Raw genomic sequence first — 20,158 nt, 5'->3', positions numbered from 1 at the left:
AATGGTTGAATATTCCACCATCCTAGGGAGGATTTATTTCAATTTTATTAAGGGGTAAAGGAGTGCCGTAAGACCGAGGATCCCGCGGTCTGAATGCCAATTTCGCCCATCTTACCTAAGCAGCAATGCTGATCAGGTCAGAATGATTAACTGCCTAGGCGGTGTGAGAGATATCGTTTAGCGTAGGCCTTGCGAGCCTCGTACCATGCGTCCCAAATCGATAAGAGTACTTTTTTCATGACAACCCACCATAACAACAGATTGATCTGGACGCCCTCATGTTGTAAAGACGCCGCCACAACTACATCAGTAGTGTTATCTATTGCAATGACAGAGGAAAGACGGTTTTATGACCGATTGATGTAGCTCGGATACACTGGATCTATTAGCTATCTCATAGTGACTAAAGGAAAACCCATGTGTGACTGGACTGTTTGCAGCACGATTGTCTTACGACTCGCTCTAGCCTTATTGGTTGGCACTATCCTGGGTTTAAATCGCTGGATGCACCATAAGTCTGCCGGTATACGGACCCACTCTTTGGTGGCAATTGGCTCAGCATGTGCAGTGATGCTGATCAGTGACTTCGTTCAAGATGACGCTCAGGCTGTTAGCCGAGTTCTTCAGGGCCTTATTACTGGTCTTGGCTTTTTAGGCGCTGGCGTCATTATTCGTGAGCAGCATGCTCAAAAGGTCCATGGTCTGACTACCGCAGCTAGCCTGTGGGCAACTGCCCTGATTGGGGCGGCTTTTGGTGCCGGTCAATTTGCCTTGGGCTTATTAACGCTAGGTGCGATATTGCTCACCTTGGTCCTTGGAGGCCCCCTAGAGAGGCTGATTGCAAGGCTGAATGGGGTCAAAAGAAGCTCAGAAATATCAGGAGATCCGGACTAATCCCCCCCCCTTAAACACCCAAAAAATGGGTTTTGTAATATTAATTTGATAGGATGAGTCATCCAAACAGTGAAAAACTAAGCTTATGAGCGATTATCGATACGAAGATGCAGTAAAACAACTGCAAGAAACAGGCGCCATTGGCCTCGTTGATCTTAAAAGCCTGCCCCATGAAGATCTCGTTGAGTTATTTGAAGAGATCAAGGTTTGGTGCTTATATGCCAGCGGTAAGACTGAAAAGCTTCCAAAAGAATCCAAAAAGAAGAAAAAGAAGAAAAAAGACTAATTTTTCGACTATCCGCCCTATTTGGCTTATTCAGATAGGCGCTCTTTTGGAAAACGCAGCATAAAAGTACTCCCCCTGCCTGGAGTACTCTCAATAATGAGTTGGGCTTGATGACGGCTTGCAATGTGCTTCACAATTGCCAATCCTAGGCCTGTACCACCAGTATCGCGAGAGCGGCTCCTATCCACCCGATAAAAACGCTCAGTCAATCTTGAAATATGTTCAGAAGCAATGCCAGGGCCGGTATCGCTTACAGAGAATTCGCCTTGATCTTGCGCAATCATTTTCCATTTCACGTGAATAGAGCCTGAATCTGGGGTATAGCGAATCGCATTGGATACGAGATTACTAAATGCAGAAAGAATTTCGCGTTCATCACCCAGGATATTGACAGCGGCTGCATTCTCAAAACTAAAAACATGCTTGCCTTGTGAGAGTGCTTCGGCATCATTTCGAAGATAAGCCATAACCGTTTCAAGATTGACTCGGGTACTAACAGCAGGCAATGCATTTGCCTCGAGGTTGGCTAGAGTTAGTAAATCCTCAACCAAACCCTTCATGCGCTGTGCTTGAGACATCATCATCTCAAAGTATTGATCTCGTTGTTCCCTCTCAAGATCTAAAGACTGGACCGTCTCTAGAAAGCCCATCAATACAGTAATTGGGGTTCTCATCTCGTGAGAGACATTGGCCACGAAGTCACGACGCATCGCATCTGCTTTCTGCAAATCGGTCACGTTTTGCACAAGCAATAGGTGGCGATTTTGACCAAATGGAAATACTTGTAGCATTAAACTGAGACTACTGTCAGGACCCATGCGCTCCATGAGCAAGGGTTCTTCAAAATCACGTTTATTTAAATATTGAACAAATTCTGGTCGACGGATTAAGAAATTAATGCGTTGCAATACATCTCTTTTGAAAATTAAACCAAAAAAACGCTCTGCAATTGCATTGCACCATTCAATCTGATCATCTTCATCCAACATCACAATACCGTTAGGTGATGCTTGAAACGCCTCAATGAAGTGATTGTGCTGTTGCTCAATGCTGCGCATTTTTTCTTTTAAGTTTTTCACTAAACGCTGCAACTTGAAAAAAACTTCTTCCCAAAATCCACCAGGAAGCGGCATGAGCTCTACTGAATCTGATTGCACGTATTTACCCAGGCGCGCAAGATTGATGTAGGAATAAATCAATGGAATGGATAAGAATCCAAGACCGACAAAAATAGCCCAAGTTGGCCCAAATTGCTCTAAGGATAAAAAGGCGGCTATCAGTGCTAAAGAAACTAAGAACAGGAAGCGGGCTAAGGCAGAAATCATGGTGCAATCTTAGCCCATCTCAAGACTGCGCTAGAAATTACATAAACAGGCAGCTAAGCCCTTTTTAACTCTCGCTTGGGGTTTTGGTGATCCGGTAACCGCTGCCTCTAACTGTCTCGATATAGTGATCGCAATTAACCGGAGTCAAGGCTGCACGTAAGCGCTTGATATGGACATCTACCGTCCGCTCTTCGATATAGACCTCGTTACCCCAGACGTTATCGAGCAGATTGGTTCTAGAATGTACTCGCTCTGGATTCGACATAAAAAATTGGAGTAAGCGGTATTCAGTGGGTCCAAGGGATACCGGCTTCGGATCGCTATCTGGCCAGATTGCCAAAACACGATGGGAGCTTGGGTCCAATTTCAAAGGTCCAATTGTTAGCGGTCCAGTGTCCTCCACTGGAGTCTGGCGACGTAACAAAGCCTTGACCCGAGCAATCAGCTCTTTCGGTGAAAAAGGCTTAGTGACATAGTCATCAGCACCAGAATCTAGACCCAAGACCTTATCTGCTTCTTCGCTTTTAGCGGTCAGCATCAAAATGGGTAGGCCTCTAGTCCGATCATTGGCACGTAGCTCTTTAGCAAATTGCACGCCAGATTTTCCGGGAAGCATCCAGTCCAAAATAATTAAGCTGGGCAAACGATCTTTCATCAAACTGATCGCAATATCAGTTTGCATGGCCTTTTCAACCTCATAACCAGCATGAGTGAGATTGATAGCAATCAGCTCAGCGATTGATGGCTCATCTTCAACTATTAGTATGCGGTGAGTCATTTGGAGATAAATTGTTAAGGCTTATTGGCTTCGCGCACTAAATCTTCGTGGGGAATGTGACGGACATCAGAGCCCTTTGCAATATAGATCACAAATTCTGCGATGTTCTTTGCATGGTCACCAATACGCTCGATCGCCTTAGCAATGCTCAACATATCGAGACCAGTGCTGATGATATGGGGATCTTCCGCCATATAGGACATCAATTTACGAACAAATCCTCTGAATTCTTCATCGATTTGACGATCCTCAGCAACCACTTCAGCAGCCGCAATAGTGTCGAGACGCGCAAAGGAATCTAAGCTACGACGCAAGGAGTTAATCGCCATCTGACCAGATAAACGAATTTCTGCAACGTTAATGTTGTGTGGTGCACCAGACTGAATCAAATTCTTAGTGCTCTTCGCTACACGCTCGGCCTCATCGCCAGCACGCTCCAGATTGGTAATCGCTTTAGATACCGCCATCACCAAGCGCAAATCACGTGCCGTTGGTTGGCGTTTCGCAATAACTTCTGTACAAGCTAAATCAATTTGAATTTCAAGATCATTCACCAACTTTTCATTCTCGATGACGACATTACAAGTATCGAGATCCATTTGTGTAAATGCACGCATGGCTGTTGAGATCTGTGACTCAACCAATCCACCCATTTCAAGCAAGCGGCTTGAAAGTGCATTTAAATCAGCATCAAATTGTGATGACAGGTGTTTATCAGGCATTTAATGTCTCCAATTAACCGAAACGGCCAGTAATATAGTCTTCTGTTTCTTTACGCTTAGGCTTGATAAAGATTTCATCCGTTTTACCATACTCCACCAAGTTACCGAGGTACATATAGGCGGTGTAATCAGAAACACGGGCAGCCTGCTGCATATTGTGGGTAACAATCGCAATGGTGTATTCGTGCTTGAGCTCATTGATGAGTTCTTCAATTTTGCCAGTAGAAATTGGATCCAATGCTGAAGTAGGCTCATCCAACAAAATCACTGAGGGCTTCACAGCTACACCACGTGCAATACACAGACGTTGTTGTTGACCGCCTGATAGTGACAAACCACTCTGATTCAATTTGTCTTTTGCTTCAGTCCAGAGAGCCGCTTTGTTCAAGGCCCATTCAACACGCTCGTCCATCTCGGAACGGGAGAGTTTTTCATACAAACGCACACCGAAGGCAATGTTTTCATAAATGGACATTGGGAACGGGGTTGGTTTTTGGAAAACCATGCCAATACGGGAACGCAGCAAATTCAAGTCTTGACCTGGGGCTAGGATGTTTTGACCATAAAAATTGATCTCACCTTCAGCGCGCTGACCTGGATAGAGGTCATACATACGGTTTAGGGTACGCAATAAGGTGGATTTACCGCAACCCGATGGTCCGATAAATGCTGTCACTTTACCCTGCTCAATATCCAAGTTAATACCTTTTAAGCCTTGGAATCCACCGTAGTAGAAATTGAGATTACGAACTTCAATCGCATTGATAGCGGCCTGCTCTGAATGTTGATTTGTTGTTTCCACTTTACCCCCTTGACTATCAATCGTATTTAAGTCAAACATTGTTTTCATATTGCTCATCATCCCTGAACCTTCTCACGGAATACGACGCGCGCCAAAATATTTAAGCCGAGAACGGCAAATGTAATTAGTAATGCTCCGCCCCATGCTAGTTCTACCCAGTTGTCATAGGGGCTCATTGCAAATTGGAAAATCACCACTGGCAAGTTCGCCATAGGTGCATTCATATTGGTGGAGAAGAACTGGTTATTCAAAGCCGTGAACAGCAATGGTGCAGTTTCACCACTGACGCGAGCAAGTGCCAATAAGATACCGGTCATCACTCCGCTTTGTGCAGCGCGCAAGGTAATCTTGAAAGCCACTTTCCACTTCGGCGTTCCCAATGCATAAGCTGCTTCACGCAAACTTCCCGGCACCAAGCGCAACATATTTTCAGTTGTGCGAACAACGACAGGAATAGCAATCAAGGCTAGAGCTACAGTACCGGCCCATCCAGAAAAGTGTCTTGCTTGTGCGACGATAAATGCGTAAACGAACAAGCCAATCACAATAGAGGGGGCTGAGAGCATGATGTCTGTAACAAAACGGGTCACCGAAGCAACGCGGCTACGATCGCCATACTCTGATAAATAAAGTCCCGCCAATACACCGACAGGCGTACTGATAAAGGTACAGCAACCCACTAGCAGTAAGCTGCCAACGATTGCATTTGCTAAGCCACCGCCATCAGAGCCTGGGGCTGGGGTGCTTGCTGTAAACAAAGACCAATCCAGAGCTGAGAATCCTTTAAATAAGAGAACGCCCAAAATCCAGAATAGAAAAATCATACCTAGGAGCATTGCCCCCATAGATAAAGTGAGTCCAATCTTATTGGCGCGTTTACGCTTTGCGAAGATTGCTGGGTTGATATTTGAAGTATTGTTCATGTTTTCATCCCTTGCTTCTTCTCCATATTGTTGAGCATCCACTTAGCACATGCCAACACAATGAAAGTAATGATGAAGAGCGCTAAACCCAGCGCGTAGAGTGAAGAAAGGTGATTGCCAGCTTCCGCTTCACCAAATTCGTTTGCCAAAGTTGATGCAATGGATGTGCCTGGAGCAAATAATGAGGCTGATAGACGATGTGCATTACCGATCACGAAAGTGACGGCCATAGTTTCGCCGAGCGCTCTACCAAGGCCCAACATCACACCACCGATAACACCAGCTTTGGTGTAAGGAAGTACAACGTTCTTAACCACTTCCCAAGTTGTGCAACCAATACCGTAGGCAGACTCTTTAAGAACCGGTGGAACGATTTCAAATACGTCACGCATTACAGACGCGATAAAAGGCAGAATCATCATGGCGAGGATTAAGCCAGCACACAAAATACCAATACCGTTGTAAGCACCTGAGAACAGAATGCCCAATCCAGGAATTTGTCCTAAGGTTTCAGCTAGCGCAGGCTGAATATATTCCGCAAACAATGGAGCAAAAATAAACAGGCCAAACATGCCATAGATGATGGATGGCACGGCTGCCAGCAACTCAACTGCTGTACCGAGGGGTCTACGCAATGGTCCTGGACACAGTTCTGTTAAAAATACTGCGATACCAAAGCTCAATGGCACTGCAATCAACAAAGCAATGATTGAGGTCACTACAGTACCGTAGATCGCAATCAAGCCACCAAACTCACCATTCACAATATCCCACTCTTGGGTGAAGAAGAATGCTGGGCCGAAGGTGTGCAATGCAGGCCATGCATTGATTATGAGTGAAATCAAAATGCCCATCAATGCGATTAACACAGATAGAGCAAAGAATTGGGTAATGCCATGAAACAGGAAGTCTTGGACTCGCTGTAATTTAGCAATTCTCAGGGCCTGGGGAGTAGGCGCTGAATGTGACTGCGTGATATCCATCATAGATTAGCTTATTTAAATATTGAAACAGCCCCACAACATTGTGGAGCTGTTTTTAGATCAATGATTAAAGATAAATCATCCAACCTTACTTGGTTGTCACTTTAGTGAATACATTCTTACGAATGAAGTCAGTTGTAGCGTCAGGCATTGGAACATAGTCCAACTCTTCAGCCATCTTCTTACCGTCTTTGAATGCAAATTCAAAGAACTTGATCACTTCAGCAGAGTTTGCTTTGTTTTCTGGCTTCTTGTACATCAAGATAAAAGATGCACCAGTGATTGGCCATGACTTAGCACCAGATGCATTGGTGATGAATGTACCCATACCAGGAATCTTTGACCAATCTGTACCGGCAGCAGCAGCAGCGAAAGTAGCATCATCTGGAGCAACAAAATTACCGTCTTTATTTTTCAAAGAGATGAAAGTCATTTTGTTTTTCTTAGCATAAGCGTACTCAACATAACCGATTGCATTTTTAACGCGCGTTACGTTTGCAGCTACGCCCTCGTTACCTTTACCACCAACAGTGGAAGCAGCAGGCCACTTCACGTTAGCACCAGAACCAACAGCCTCTTTGAACAAAGTGCTGGTTTTAGCCAAGTAGTCAGTAAAGATCGCTGTTGTACCTGAGCCATCGGCACGGGTCACTACAGTAATTGGACCAGAAGGAATCTTTACACCAGGATTCATGATCGCAATACGCTTATCGCTCCAGTCAGAAATAACACCTTGGAAAATATCAGCCAATGTTGGGCCGTCCAATTTGATTTCGCCTGGCTTAACGCCTTCTACGTTAATTACTGGAACAACACCACCGATAATTGCAGGGAATTGAACCAGGCCATCCGCTTCGAGATCTTCAAACTTCACTGGATTATCAGTTGCACCGAAATCTACAGTTTTTGCTTTAATTTGTTTAATACCGCCAGAAGAACCAATGGACTGGTAGTTTAAGTTTGAGCCAGTCTTTGCTTTGAAAGCTTCTGCCCATTTTGCGTAAATTGGGTATGGGAATGTCGCACCGGCACCTGTCATATCTACTGCAAATGCTGCTGGAGCAAGAGAAATAGCGCTAACAACTAGTGCTTTCTTCAAAAAAGATTTCATGAAAAATTGTCCTTGGATGAAAATTTCGCAACATTGCGATAGATGGACAATACGATTTCACTATGACTATTTAGTGACACTAGGTCCATTTTAGATATTTATCTATATAAATCAATGACTTATATAGGTTCTATGACTAAAATTTAGATAATTCTTTTGAGCTTTAAGCCTGCATAAACTGCTGCACCAGCGATTGCCATGAGAACCATAACCTCATAAAAAGACCCTTTTAGACCCGGAAGATCTTCCATATTCATGCCCATCACTCCAGTAATCAAAGTCATCGGCAAGAAGATCACGGTCATAACAGACAAGACCTGCAAGTTTCTAGCATTGAATTCTGCAACGTGGGCAGCCTGTTCATCTTGAAGAACCTTGGCGCGATCGTATAAGCCGTTAATTTCTTGAACTAGATATGTCAAGAGATCAACATCGTCCTGCAGCCTGCCCTTGTCATCATCCGAAAACCAATACGGTAAACGCTTGAGCAATCTATGCAAGGCAATGAGCTCTGGAGAAAAATGCCTACGTAAGCGGCTGCACTGTATACGAATTCTGCCTATGCTCTCATGTTCCGGGAATTCCCTGCCCTTAAGCAAGTTTTCCTCTAAATCATCCATATTGGCTGATAAGTAAACCAATAAAGAACGCAATTGTTCTGCCCGCAAATCTAATAGTTCGTGAAACAGTTCAATAGCCGAAGTTGGGTTGAGTTGACCATTCCTCAGGTCAAAGCGGAGCTTATCGGTAGTTCTTAAGGGGTTATTCCGTAAAGAAATCATCAATCGTGGCGTGATGATGGCCCATAGGGTTCCCAAAGTAGCGTCCGCACTCTCATCACCGAACTCTTGGTGAAAGTCATTCATCACCATCAACAAACAATCGTCTAGCTTTTCAATCCGCTCTATACGGGATAAATTTTCACCCTCATTAATCAGGTCAACGACTCGCTCTGGAACCAGAGTGGTTTTCCCTAACCAGCGTTGAACTTGGGTATTAGATAGATTCAGATGCAGCCAAACTGAGAAGTTTGGATCATTTAACGTAGCTTCGATTTCAAATAAAGGAATCTCATAACCATTCCCCGTAGCTGGCATGGCCCAGGCAAAAACTACTCCTGCAATCGGGAAGGTGGATGGTGTTTGCGTGATTTCCATGCTCAGATTGTAAAACAGGTGTTTCGCTGATTTGAATGGGTATACGCAATTGTCACAATCTAGAGAGAGAATGGGATTCAGGTTCGCAACGATTTACACAAGGTGGAGGTCTCATGAACTATCAGATAATTCCCTTAGAAATGGGCTCCATAGTGGAGCGCCACGTTTTCAAACGTGAAAACAAAGAAATCAAGTGTGGCATGGTGTGGAAGTTAGGTTCAGTGCTTACCAATATCAAGCCAAAGTTTACGAAGGCATATGATCCGGATGTTGGAATCTGCATTCAGGACATTCCCGGTGGAACAATCGGCGAAACTTATGGCGGTGAAAAAGTCATCTATTTTTCTGATACCGTTCAAGAAGATGAACAAGACGAACTCACCGATATTTTTTACGGCATCTCCAAGAAATACTCTAAAGGGTATGCTGATGTATTCCAAGATCTCGGCTGGACCGAGGTGAGTGCAGAATCCTATATTTTCGGAGAGTTAGAAGTTAAAGAGCTCAGCAATGCACTAAATGACTATAAATGAATATTCGACGCCATAAACTGATCTTTCTTGGCCTGATCTTTGGATATGCCTGCACTAGCTTTGCCCAAAGCTTTAAGTTTGTGGCCATTGGGGATATGCCATACAACCCACCCAAAGACTATGTACGTTACGAAAGATTGATTACTGAAATCAATCGACTAAAACCCAGTTTCACCCTCTTTATTGGTGATACGAAATCTGGATCATCCAATTGCAGCGATGAATTTAACCAGCTCGTTAAAAATTACTTCAATCAATTTAATGGGCCCCTAATCTATAGCGTTGGTGACAACGAATGGACAGATTGCCACAGACCACTTGCGGGCTCATATGATCCACTAGAGCGCTTAGCAAGGCTACGTCAGACATTCTTTCAAAATAAGATGAGTCTTGGCAAGCAAGCATTGCAACTCACCAGGCAATCTGACCTTGATCCGCAATACAGCAAGTTTGTTGAAAATTCATCATTCGTAAAAAATGGTGTGCTCTTCGTTAACGTACATATTCCCGGATCAAATAATAATTTTGAACGAGATGAGGCTGCAAAAGCAGAGTATCGCGAACGCAATCAAGCCAATCTGAGCTGGATCAAGCGAGCATTTGAACTCGCCTCAACCAATCAATATGTTGGCTTAATCTTTTTCTATCAAGCCGATATGTTCTATACCGGCAAAGAGCCAATAGATCCTGAAAGTGGCTATCGCGATACTCTATTCAGCTTAAGTAAGCATGCAGAGGAATTGAAAAAGCCAATACTGCTGATCCACGGTGATAGCCATCGACTCATCATTGATCAACCTTTAAAAACCCCTGATCAGAAACATGCTCTCGAAAATGTGCTGCGACTCCAAGTGATGGGTGCGGAACTCATTCAAGGTGTTGAAATTGAAGTAGACCCAAAGTCAGAGCAACCATTTAGCTTCACACCTATTCTGCTCAAGCAGAATATGCTTCACCCTAGCCCTTAACACCCATTTCATCTTGAATGAAGGAACACACCTTCAGATCGAATGGCGCTGGATGTCCAGCTCCAGGAACTTCGCAAGTATTGAGATTACGTAATAGCGCGATTGCTTCCTTAACGCGGCGTCTAGTGCAGATCTTTGATTCACCTCCATAAATCAGTCCGACTTTGCCTTTATAGCCTTCAAGGACGTCATGGAAGTTCATACCCCAAATATCTGCGCGATAAGAAAGATCAAAATGGGTGGGTAATTGCACATCCGCGATCGCCCGTTGGTCAACGCTCAGTTCATGCGCCAAATCACGTATCTCTGCGTACCCCGCTTCATTGTGCATAGACTTATATAGAGAATACAGAGATGTCCAATTGACCGTAAGCGCGATGTCGTTCAGGATAATTTCATAAATCTTGCTTTTAAAGCGCTGAGCTAAATACATGGCGAGCACACCGCCCATACTTGTTCCCAAAATAGTCAAGCGAACTTTTTTATCGCCCTTCACAAAAATTTTGGATTCTAAAAACTGGATGATGTCTGTTAAGTAAATCGACATTTTGTATTGCTCATGCGCAGCAAGGGAATCAGATTCACCGCGTCCAGAGAAGTCGATACTAATCACTTTACATTCAGAAAACCGTAAAAAATAGGCGTGCAGTACGTTAAAAGAGCGCTTCGTTTCGAGGAGCCCAGGCAAACATAACAACACCTTGTTTGCATCTAGGTTTCCAGAAACAGTATAGGCAATACGTCTGGATGAACCTTCAGATTGTGTTACAAAAAATTCAGTAGTGGGCAATACTGGAGACCAATGTGGGTCTGCAATGGGTTGATCTTCCTCTATATCTATCTGAGGTTCCACTGGTGGAAGATTGATCTCAGTGATGATACTGTTGTCTACCGGGATATAAGACTCTTTCGGTACTTCTATAGCGCGCTGTGCTTGACCACTCAATAAATGTTTAAAAAAATCGTAAAGATGTTTGGGCATTAGGCTTCGGTGTTTAAAAAAATAGCAGTAAGGCTGACAAGACCACTATATGCCTAATTGATGACAGTATGGTAATTAAAGAGGGATCGCTAAACCTCAATACTCATTAATTGATAAAGGTGAATTTAGTTGACTTTTCAGTCATTACTTTGGCCCAATCTTTAAAACCAAAATTAACTTTCATTAAAGCGCAGGTTGGCATCGCAACTGATTCGCCAGCAAGGTGTGTTGCAAGATCAATCAAGCTAGGGTTGTGCCCAACAATCATCAGCTCGTCGTACTTCTTACTAGCCCGCGAAATGTATTCAAGCAAAGTATTGGAATCAGCTCCATATAGGAGAGGATCAATTAAAAAATTACTCCCCTTCATATTTAAATGGTTAATGATGATTTGAGCTGTGGTGATTGCACGAATTGCTGGACTGGTAACAATGAGATCGAAATGAGCGCCCTTTTTATGCAACTTATTACTGAGCTTACTGGCGTCCTTTAGTCCACTCTCCGATAAAGGTCTGTCCTGATCAGGTAGATCAATTCCGCCAGTGATTGCTTTGGCATGTCGTAACAAAAATAAAGTTTTGGTACCCAACGTTTAGCATGCCAATCATTAGTGGAATGAGAGGAAATCTATTTTTCTTTCTTCTCTTTGCCAAGCTTTTCAAGCTTGCCATTGCCGTAGGTACACCAGTAACGAATGTCATCCCCCAGCGTATCAATTTCTTTTCGTGAGAGCTGACGATATTCAGTCAAGTCGAGCATCCCTGTTTTGCGTAACTTCTTCAAAATGTCGTTATATAAACTCATATTGCTTACCCTAGATTTATTTAGAAAGTGAATCCCCCAGTATTCGGGTTCAGGAAGCCTCTAATTGACGACTTTAGGCAGAAATCGTGACAGATTAATGACTATAAGGAAATCGGACTCTAAATGCAATTGTGAGTCGCTATATACAAGCCTGCATCCTCCTCATCGGTCTGAAGCGAGAAATCTAGATGTCGCATCAGGGCAAGCATGTCATGATTCTCTTTAACAACATAGCCGTAAATTTCTGTTAAACCATTCAACTTGGCAGAATGCATGATGGCATGCATTAAATGGGAGCCAATACCCTCATGGTGATAATCATCGCTTACCGATAATGAGAATTCCCCTTTTGTAGCATTAAGGTCTTGAATATACCTTGCGATTCCCACTAGACTTTCTGGTTGATTTTCTTTTTTAACAATTGCAACTAATGCAAAATTATCAGGCGAGCTTGCATGAATAATTTGAATTAACAACTCCTCTGGTAGTGTCGACATAGCATGGGCATAGCGAAAATATCGACTCTTTGAAGATAAGTGGTCAAAAAGATCCAATACTGAATCGCGATCATCCAAGGAGATTGGCCTAATTAAACATATACCTCCATGGGTCAAAGGCCATTTTTCCATAAGTGCTGCATCCATTACTTATTGCCTTGTAATTCGTTCATAAAAATAAAATGAAATTCATCTAAATACGACTTTTCATGGCTACATACTCGCCTACTCTATTCATACTACCCCCATCGCATATCAATTTCAAAGATGACAAATAGATGTCAGTTTCATGACAAGTAATAAGGATTCTGCAGTGCTGATATCCCTATTAATAAATTGTCATATTTGCTTGCTAATCTAGAGTTCTACTTATGGGATATGAAGTGGAATTCTGCCGTTACTGCGTGCGAACAGTTTGTGCTAACAGCCCATAGGTAACCAATTTCTAATGTTCTCGAGGTCTTTATGAGTAAAGAACACCACGACAATGCGCAAGTAGAGCAAAAAGTGGATTCCCAATGGGATTCCAAATCTCTTGTGCAAAAAAGATTAATCTGGCAACACTTGGCTCAAAAGAAGATTAAGAAAGCCCTTCGATCAAAGCTTTGGCCCGGTAAGGCGCGTGACTAAAGTTTGGAAAACTCAGGCGGTCGGTACTAAATCTGCAATGCTCTTAGCTGAACTCATTGCCAATTGGGCATCTTGAGTCTCTACCATGATGCGTAATAAGGGTTCAGTCCCCGATGCCCGAATTAACACTCGACCGATATTCTGTAAGCTCGCTTCTACTGTAGCAATTTGCTGCAATAGTTGTGAATCTTGCTTCCAATCGTATCCTGGTTTGAACTTCACGTTGAGTAGAACCTGCGGAAAGACATTTACCTTATCTAGTAATTGTGCGAGGCTCTTTTTGTTTTGGCTCATGGCCGCCAAGATTTGTAAAGCTGCAATCGTGCCATCACCAGTAGAGTGCTGATCTAAGCAAAGCAAATGACCAGAACCTTCTCCGCCAATGATCCAGCCCTTTTGCTTTAAAAGCTCTAAGACATAGCGATCGCCAACATTGGCACGCTCAAATCCAATACCAAGATCTTTAATGGCATTTTCCACAGCCAAGTTCGTCATCAAGGTGCCAACTGCACCACCGATTTTTTGGCCTCTATCAAGACGATCTTTAGCGAGAACATAAAGCAGTTCATCGCCATTAAATAAACGTCCACTGGCATCTACCATTTGTAAACGGTCGGCATCCCCATCTAATGCAATTCCAAGATCAGCATTCTCTTCTTTGACTTTAGCAATCAGTGCTGCCGGCGCTGTTGCACCGCAGCCGTCATTGATATTTCTGCCATCGGGTTGGACACCAATCGAAATGACTTCTGCCCCCAACTCATGAAACACATGCGGTGCAGTGTGATACGCGGCACCATTGGCGCAATCTACAACTAGCTTGAGACCCTTAAGATTAAGATCTCCCGGGAAGGTTGATTTACAAAACTCGATATAGCGACCGGCTGCATCATCTAGTCGATACGCTTTGCCCAACTCCTCAGCACTGACACAACCCATGGGTTTCTCTAGTTCAGCTTCAATAGCTAGCTCAAAATCATCATCGAGCTTATCGCCATTGGAAGAGAAAAACTTGATGCCATTGTCCTGGTAAGGATTGTGTGATGCTGAAATCACTACCCCTGCAGTTAAGCGAAGTGCCTTAGTAAGGTAAGCAACTCCCGGTGTAGGCATCGGTCCGCACAGCATGACATCAACACCAGCAGCTGCAAATCCTGCCTCCAATGCGGCCTCTAATAGGTATCCTGAGATGCGGGTATCTTTGCCAATAAGCACTTTGCAACGCTCGCCAGCTTTAGCATTACGCGACAACACAATACCTGCGGCATAACCTAAGCGGGTCATAAATTCAGGAACGATGGGAAACTTCCCAACTTCACCCCGAATGCCATCCGTACCAAAGTATTGTTTTTTCATAATGATGATTATAAAACTCTGCTGCCTGGGCTCAATCAGCCTGCACAGCCTCCCATAGTTTTAGAGAATCTACCGTTTCAGGGACATCATGAACACGGATAATTTTGGCACCTCGATCAGCCGCCATAATGGCTGCGGCGACACTAGGAGCTAGTCGGTCTTGGGTTTCTTTCCCAGTTAATTTACCGATCATTGATTTACGTGAGATACCCGCCAATACCGGGAAACCCAATTTAGAAAATGCAGCAAAGCGAGCCAACATCTCCAGATTGTGATCAAGACGCTTTCCAAAACCAAATCCTGGATCTAGAGCAATGCGATTGGGGGCAATTCCGTTGTCAATCAATAACTGTGCCCGCTCTTTTAAGAAGAGCGAGACTTCTTCAATCACATTCGAATATTCTGGATTAAATTGCATCGTGAGTGGATCGCGTTGCATGTGCATTAGCACCACTCCACAATCTTGGTTAGCGGCTACTGCCTCAACAGCACCATCTTGTCTCAAAGCCCAAATATCATTCACACAATCAACGCCGGCTTTAAGCGCCTGGCGCATCGTTTCTGCTTTATAGGTATCAATGGATAGTGGCTTGCCACAATCTCTGAGCCCTTCAATGACAGGCATCACTCGATCTAACTCTTCTTGCAAGCTGACAGGTTCAGCACCTGGACGAGTGGATTCACCACCAATATCAATGAGATCAACGCCATCGGCAATCATGCGCTCAGCTTGAGCAATTGCATCAGTTGCAGACCTGTATTTACCGCCATCAGAAAATGAATCTGGAGTCGCGTTCAAAATGCCCATCACGATGGGACGCTTACGGTTGGCCAGATCAAAAAGAAAACGCCCACAACGCCATGTTGTGGGCACTCCTTGCATGCCTTGCTGGATCATGACACTCCGTGGCGCTTAGGCCGTAGCAGGTGCACTGCCAGCAGCTGGGCCAGTAGTACCAGCAGAATTACCAAACTGGGTTGCTGGTGGTGGCTTAGGTGTACGCGGTGGACGACCTTCCATAATGTCGTTGATCTGCTCCGCATCAATGGTTTCCCATTCAAGCAATGCAGCAACCATCGCTTCAACCTTGTCGCGGTTTTGCTCCAAGATAGACTTTGCTAAAGCATATTGGCTATCAATCAACATCCGAATTTCGGCATCAACTTTTTGCTGAGTTAATTCAGAGACAGTTTTGGTGCTGTTACGGCCAAAAATGCTTTCTGATTCTGTATCAACGTATACCATGGTACCGAGACTGTCGCTCATTCCATAGCGTGTCACCATGTCGCGCGCCATTTTGGTAGCACGCTCAAAGTCATTTGAGGCACCTGTACTCATTGAGTGCAAGAACACTTCTTCAGCAGCACGACCGCCAAACAGAATTGCTAACTCTTCCAACATGCGATCTTTATAAAGATTCACACGATCGAATTCTGGTAATTGCCAAGTTACACCCAATGCCATACCGCGAGGCATGATGGTGACTTTATGTACTGGGTCAGCTTTAGGAAGAACCTTGGCCACGACAGCGTGTCCAGACTCATGGTAGGCGGTGTTACGACGCTCTTCTTCACGCATCACTGCAGACTTACGCTCAGGACCCATATAGATCTTGTCCTTAGCATCTTCAAAGTCCTTCATATCGACTGCACGCTTATTACGGCGGGCTGCAAATAATGCAGATTCATTTACGAGGTTTGCCAAATCGGCACCAGAAAATCCTGGAGTACCACGTGCCAATACTGCAGCATTCACATCTGGATCAATCGGAACTTTGCGCATATGTACTTGCAGAATCTGTTCGCGACCACGGATGTCAGGCAAGCCAACGTGCACTTGTCTATCAAAACGTCCTGGGCGTAATAGTGCTTTATCTAGCACATCGGAGCGATTGGTTGCAGCAACCACGATCACGCCACTATTGCTCTCAAAGCCATCCATCTCCACTAACATTTGATTGAGAGTTTGTTCACGTTCATCATTACCGCCGCCCATACCGGCACCACGATGACGGCCAACAGCATCGATCTCATCAATAAAGATGATGCAAGGAGAATTTTTCTTGGCGTTTTCAAACATATCACGCACACGAGATGCACCTACGCCCACAAACATCTCTACGAAATCAGAGCCGGAGATTGAAAAGAATGGAACCTTCGCTTCGCCTGCAATCGCACGCGCCAAAAGAGTCTTACCTGTACCTGGAGGGCCTACAAGCAATACGCCATGAGGAATACGTCCGCCAAGTTTTTGGAACTTCTGAGGATCTTTTAAGAAATCGACTAACTCATAAACTTCTTCTTTTGCCTCATCGCAGCCTGCAACATCAGCAAAGGTCACGGTATTACTGTTCTCATCAATGAGACGGGCTTTGGATTTGCCAAAGGAGAATGCTCCGCCTTTGCCGCCACCTTGCATTTGGCGCATCATGAAAAACCAGAAACCAATGATCAATAAAGTGGGTCCAAGGTAGTACAAAGCAGAAACCAACATATTGGGTTCATCTTCTGCTTTACCGGTTACCTGTACACCGTATTTCATCAAGTCACCAACCATCCAGATATCGCCTGGAGAGATGATGGAGTATTTATTGCCATCAGCAGGAGTGACCTGCAAAGTACGACCCTGCACATCAACACGCTTCACTTTGCCTGCTTTGGCGTCATCCATAAATTGCGAATATGTGACTTGAGTCTGGTCCTTGGGCTTATCGAACTGCTTAAAAACAGTGAAAAGCACTAAGCCCACGATGAGCCACACGCCGATTTTTTGGAACATATTGCTGTTCAAATTGATTCCTTTTCTGGATTCATCCAGGTGTTAAAGCGGATTGCTATCTCTAAGTATTTGATTCTACTACCACCCTTTTTCAAGAGCGAATGGCATATTTATTTCATAAACCCCTATTTCTAGAGGGTATTAAGGTGATTTTGGTAAATTTTTTGCCAGTTTTTGCTTATTTAGGTGGCTTGAGATTCCTACCCAACAAGAAAATCTCTGAAGAACGGGCTCTAGAAGCTTTTGGCTTACGAGAGGCAACGGTTTTAAAGACCTTCTTGAAGGACTCCACAATCTGGCTATAACCACTGCCGTTGAAGCACTTAATCAATAATGCGCCTTCTGGCTTCAGGTGGGCTTGCGCAAATTCGAGAGCAATTTCAGCAAGAAAAGCCATTCTGGCAGCATCGGCAACGCCAACGCCTGATAAGTTAGGGGCCATATCCGAAAGTACCAAATCTACCTTGCCATCGGCATCTTTCGGAAGTAAAGCTTCTAATGCAGCGAGACCCTCCTCTTCCCGAAAGTCCCCTTGAATAAAACTGACATCAGCAATGTCTTCCATCGGCAGAATATCAATAGCAATAATTTGCCCATCTGGCTTACCAGACTCAATCTTCGGATTATGTTTACCGAGCTCAGTTAAGCGATTACGAGCGTATTGAGACCAGCTTCCAGGGGCACTCCCAAGGTCAACAATGGTCATGCCCGCTTGTATGAGATGGTCTTGCTCATCAATTTCGCTCAGCTTATAAACTGCACGTGCGCGATAGCCCTCTTTCTGGGCCATCTTCACATAAGGATCGGTTAGGTGATCCTGCAACCAACTTTTATTAAATTTATTCTTTGCCACAACTTACCCACTTTCGCCCTACATTTTCCTAGTTTCTGCGTCCTAAAGCAAAAGGAATTGACATAAAACAGCTCAAATCCCTTGTAAATAGGCGTATTTAGTCATCAATGCTCTATCATCAAGCCCATGACTGCACTTACCATTACCCCCGCACAAAGAAAATCCCTTAAAGCTGATGCCCATGATCTCAGCCCTGTTGTCATGGTTGGCGGAGATGGCTTAACACCTGCCGTAATTAAAGAGGCAAAACTCGCAATCAATCACCATGGTCTCATTAAGATTCGGGTCTTCGGCGATGACCGTGAAGCACGCATTGCAATTTATGAAGAGCTCTGCGACAAGCTAGATGCTGCTCCAGTACAGCACATTGGTAAGTTGCTAGTACTGTGGAAACCAAAAGATATGGTCGATGCAGCGTTTGCCAATTTAGATCGCTCAAAAAAACAAACCAAAAAATCCTTACAAGCACCACGCACCAAGCGCCAGCCTAATCGTGCTCCAGCGAAGTCTGGTGTGAGAACTAGCACTTCAGATAGATCTGAGCGTCGCTCTGCTTCTAATAAAGCACCATTTGCACGCGCTGCTGCTGTGAAAACGGCTACACCGAAGAAACGCGTTTTACGCTCAGAGGCTGCAGAATCCAAGATTGGTTGGTCATCCCCCGGCTATCGTAAGGCTGCTGCCGCACCAGCACCCATTAAACGCAAGAAGGTGCGCATGGCAAGCAATAAGAAGAAATCACTTGGCTCCTAATGAGATTTGAAGTGAAGTGAATAACGCCGCTAGTCGGCGTTTTTTATTGCACTGGCTTTCCAAATTAAAGCCAGTCCCAGCAAGGCTTCGATTAAATAGATAGTGCTTGATACGCCATGCAATCTTGAAAATAAAATGGCATTGCTAGACTCCCGAACAGATATGCCTAGATACAAAGCTTGATCACGCAAAGAATTCATCCAAGGGATCAGAATGAAGGCGGCAGCAACTGCACAGGCAAGCATGCCCAACAGAATCCAGCGAATTACACGAAAACGATTTAAGCCCTGTCGCACTAGATAATTCGCCATGACCATGAGGAAGGTGCTGAGGAAGACTCCAAGATAGGCTTGAGTCTTAAAAAGACTCGCAGCTACAAAGCCGGCAACTTGTCGATCCCCTAAAGATGAAAACAGAAGTGGAACCACTAAAAGGCCAATGGTAATGAAGCTACCAACCCAAAGCCCAGAAATACACTGAAATACTCGCTGGGTACGCTGGTACGACATTAGATGTAGCGTACCGCCAGGATTTCGACTTCGCGATTACCACCAGGTGCTTGGACTGCTACTACATCGCCCTCTTCTTTGCCAATCAAGGCGCGAGCAATGGGGGAGCTAATGGAGATTTTGCTTGAAGCAATATCGGCCTCGTCATCACCTACGATTTGATAGGTGAGCTTGGTACCATCCTCGAGATCTTCTAGATCAACCGTTGCACCAAATACAATGCGGCCAGAAACATCAAGGCTAGCAGGATCAATGATTTGCGCAGCAGACAATTTACCTTCTAGCTCTTGAATACGGCCTTCAATGAAGCCCTGCTTTTCTTTAGCAGCATCATACTCTGCGTTCTCAGAGAGATCGCCCTGGGCACGCGCCTCAGAGATAGCATTGATCACTGCTGGACGCTCAACATGCTTTAAACGATGCAGCTCCTCTTTGAGAAGTTCTGCACCGCGTTTGGTAATGGGAATTGTGCTCATACAACTAACCTAACTTAATTACTTGCGCTCAATTGCG

24 protein-coding genes are annotated in these 20,158 nt (G+C 44.4%); 6 read left to right on the top strand and 18 right to left on the bottom strand.

What is annotated here, in order from left to right:
• Positions 1-417 precede the first annotated feature (417 nt).
• Positions 418-894, top strand: coding sequence for an MgtC/SapB family protein (locus tag IEN92_RS07955; RefSeq protein WP_216162498.1), 477 nt, complete (start codon positions 418-420; stop codon positions 892-894).
• Between the two features lie 85 nt (positions 895-979).
• Positions 980-1,180: a hypothetical protein gene (locus tag IEN92_RS07950; protein ID WP_216162496.1), complete on the top strand. Its 201-nt coding sequence runs from the start codon at positions 980-982 to the stop codon at positions 1,178-1,180.
• Between the two features lie 26 nt (positions 1,181-1,206).
• On the opposite strand, the gene phoR is transcribed toward IEN92_RS07950, so the two are convergent.
• The 8 genes from phoR to IEN92_RS07910 form a co-directional block, all read right to left on the bottom strand.
• Positions 1,207-2,505 carry a phosphate regulon sensor histidine kinase PhoR gene (phoR, locus tag IEN92_RS07945; RefSeq protein ID WP_216162493.1) on the bottom strand — a complete coding sequence of 433 codons (1,299 nt, stop codon included), beginning with the start codon at positions 2,503-2,505 and terminating at the stop codon, positions 1,207-1,209.
• A gap of 64 nt (positions 2,506-2,569) precedes the next feature.
• Positions 2,570-3,283, bottom strand: a complete 714-nt coding sequence (phoB, locus tag IEN92_RS07940; protein WP_215373186.1) for a phosphate regulon transcriptional regulator PhoB — start codon at positions 3,281-3,283, stop codon at positions 2,570-2,572.
• A 14-nt stretch (positions 3,284-3,297) separates the two neighbouring features.
• The gene (gene phoU / locus IEN92_RS07935) at positions 3,298-4,005 is read right to left on the bottom strand and encodes a phosphate signaling complex protein PhoU (RefSeq protein WP_216162490.1); all 708 of its coding nucleotides are present in this window, start codon (positions 4,003-4,005) and stop codon (positions 3,298-3,300) included.
• A gap of 13 nt (positions 4,006-4,018) precedes the next feature.
• Positions 4,019-4,855: a phosphate ABC transporter ATP-binding protein PstB gene (gene pstB / locus IEN92_RS07930; RefSeq protein ID WP_216863957.1), complete on the bottom strand. Its 837-nt coding sequence runs from the start codon at positions 4,853-4,855 to the stop codon at positions 4,019-4,021.
• Positions 4,856-4,863: 8 nt separating this feature from the next.
• Positions 4,864-5,730, bottom strand: coding sequence for a phosphate ABC transporter permease PstA (pstA, locus tag IEN92_RS07925; RefSeq protein ID WP_215373190.1), 867 nt, complete (start codon positions 5,728-5,730; stop codon positions 4,864-4,866).
• A complete protein-coding gene (gene pstC, locus IEN92_RS07920) occupies positions 5,727-6,716 on the bottom strand; it encodes a phosphate ABC transporter permease subunit PstC (protein ID WP_370623910.1) in 990 nt (329 codons plus the stop codon). The genes pstA and pstC overlap by 4 nt, the downstream gene beginning before the upstream one ends.
• An 85-nt stretch (positions 6,717-6,801) precedes the next feature.
• Entirely contained in the window at positions 6,802-7,824 is a 1,023-nt protein-coding gene (pstS, locus tag IEN92_RS07915) for a phosphate ABC transporter substrate-binding protein PstS (protein WP_216162487.1), read from the bottom strand.
• 143 nt (positions 7,825-7,967) lie between these two features.
• On the bottom strand, positions 7,968-8,981 hold the full coding sequence (locus tag IEN92_RS07910) for a CorA family divalent cation transporter (RefSeq protein ID WP_216162484.1): 1,014 nt from the start codon (positions 8,979-8,981) through the stop codon (positions 7,968-7,970).
• A 113-nt stretch (positions 8,982-9,094) separates the two neighbouring features.
• Between IEN92_RS07910 and IEN92_RS07905 the strand changes: the two genes are divergently transcribed.
• Both IEN92_RS07905 and IEN92_RS07900 read left to right on the top strand, forming a co-directional pair.
• Entirely contained in the window at positions 9,095-9,514 is a 420-nt protein-coding gene (locus IEN92_RS07905; RefSeq protein WP_216162481.1) for a hypothetical protein, read from the top strand.
• A complete protein-coding gene (locus tag IEN92_RS07900; protein ID WP_216162478.1) occupies positions 9,511-10,482 on the top strand; it encodes a hypothetical protein in 972 nt (323 codons plus the stop codon). Before IEN92_RS07905 ends, IEN92_RS07900 begins: the two co-directional genes overlap by 4 nt.
• On the opposite strand, the gene IEN92_RS07895 is transcribed toward IEN92_RS07900, so the two are convergent.
• From IEN92_RS07895 to IEN92_RS07880, 4 genes are all read right to left on the bottom strand, one after another.
• Positions 10,472-11,464: an alpha/beta fold hydrolase gene (locus IEN92_RS07895; protein ID WP_216162475.1), complete on the bottom strand. Its 993-nt coding sequence runs from the start codon at positions 11,462-11,464 to the stop codon at positions 10,472-10,474. The genes IEN92_RS07900 and IEN92_RS07895 overlap by 11 nt on opposite strands.
• A gap of 106 nt (positions 11,465-11,570) precedes the next feature.
• On the bottom strand, positions 11,571-12,032 hold the full coding sequence (locus tag IEN92_RS07890; protein WP_216162472.1) for a histidine phosphatase family protein: 462 nt from the start codon (positions 12,030-12,032) through the stop codon (positions 11,571-11,573).
• A gap of 59 nt (positions 12,033-12,091) precedes the next feature.
• Positions 12,092-12,268: a hypothetical protein gene (locus IEN92_RS07885; protein WP_215373204.1), complete on the bottom strand. Its 177-nt coding sequence runs from the start codon at positions 12,266-12,268 to the stop codon at positions 12,092-12,094.
• Positions 12,269-12,387: 119 nt separating this feature from the next.
• Positions 12,388-12,912 (bottom strand): GNAT family N-acetyltransferase, encoded by a 525-nt coding sequence (locus tag IEN92_RS07880; protein WP_216162469.1) that lies wholly within the window; start codon positions 12,910-12,912, stop codon positions 12,388-12,390.
• Between the two features lie 318 nt (positions 12,913-13,230).
• On the opposite strand from IEN92_RS07880, the gene IEN92_RS07875 reads away from it, so the two are divergent.
• Positions 13,231-13,395 (top strand): hypothetical protein, encoded by a 165-nt coding sequence (locus IEN92_RS07875; protein ID WP_215373208.1) that lies wholly within the window; start codon positions 13,231-13,233, stop codon positions 13,393-13,395.
• A gap of 12 nt (positions 13,396-13,407) precedes the next feature.
• Here IEN92_RS07875 and glmM read toward each other — a convergent pair whose 3' ends face one another.
• From glmM to IEN92_RS07855, 4 genes are all read right to left on the bottom strand, one after another.
• The gene (glmM, locus tag IEN92_RS07870) at positions 13,408-14,751 is read right to left on the bottom strand and encodes a phosphoglucosamine mutase (protein ID WP_216162466.1); all 1,344 of its coding nucleotides are present in this window, start codon (positions 14,749-14,751) and stop codon (positions 13,408-13,410) included.
• 31 nt (positions 14,752-14,782) lie between these two features.
• A complete protein-coding gene (gene folP / locus IEN92_RS07865; RefSeq protein WP_255539813.1) occupies positions 14,783-15,649 on the bottom strand; it encodes a dihydropteroate synthase in 867 nt (288 codons plus the stop codon).
• Positions 15,650-15,664: 15 nt separating this feature from the next.
• Positions 15,665-17,542, bottom strand: coding sequence for an ATP-dependent zinc metalloprotease FtsH (gene ftsH, locus IEN92_RS07860; RefSeq protein WP_216162463.1), 1,878 nt, complete (start codon positions 17,540-17,542; stop codon positions 15,665-15,667).
• A 166-nt stretch (positions 17,543-17,708) separates the two neighbouring features.
• Entirely contained in the window at positions 17,709-18,383 is a 675-nt protein-coding gene (locus IEN92_RS07855; protein ID WP_215373214.1) for an RlmE family RNA methyltransferase, read from the bottom strand.
• Positions 18,384-18,509: 126 nt separating this feature from the next.
• Between IEN92_RS07855 and IEN92_RS07850 the strand changes: the two genes are divergently transcribed.
• Positions 18,510-19,136, top strand: a complete 627-nt coding sequence (locus tag IEN92_RS07850) for a YhbY family RNA-binding protein (RefSeq protein ID WP_216162460.1) — start codon at positions 18,510-18,512, stop codon at positions 19,134-19,136.
• A gap of 29 nt (positions 19,137-19,165) precedes the next feature.
• On the opposite strand, the gene IEN92_RS07845 is transcribed toward IEN92_RS07850, so the two are convergent.
• Complete coding sequence (locus IEN92_RS07845) at positions 19,166-19,645, bottom strand: DUF4149 domain-containing protein (protein ID WP_216162457.1); 480 nt, start codon at positions 19,643-19,645, stop codon at positions 19,166-19,168.
• On the bottom strand, positions 19,645-20,121 hold the full coding sequence (gene greA / locus IEN92_RS07840) for a transcription elongation factor GreA (protein ID WP_215373218.1): 477 nt from the start codon (positions 20,119-20,121) through the stop codon (positions 19,645-19,647). The genes IEN92_RS07845 and greA overlap by 1 nt, the downstream gene beginning before the upstream one ends.
• Positions 20,122-20,158 lie beyond the last annotated feature (37 nt).

This window comes from Polynucleobacter sp. MWH-Creno-3A4, from assembly GCF_018881885.1.
Taxonomy (GTDB): domain Bacteria; phylum Pseudomonadota; class Gammaproteobacteria; order Burkholderiales; family Burkholderiaceae; genus Polynucleobacter.
This window is presented reverse-complemented; position numbering and strand designations above follow the sequence as displayed.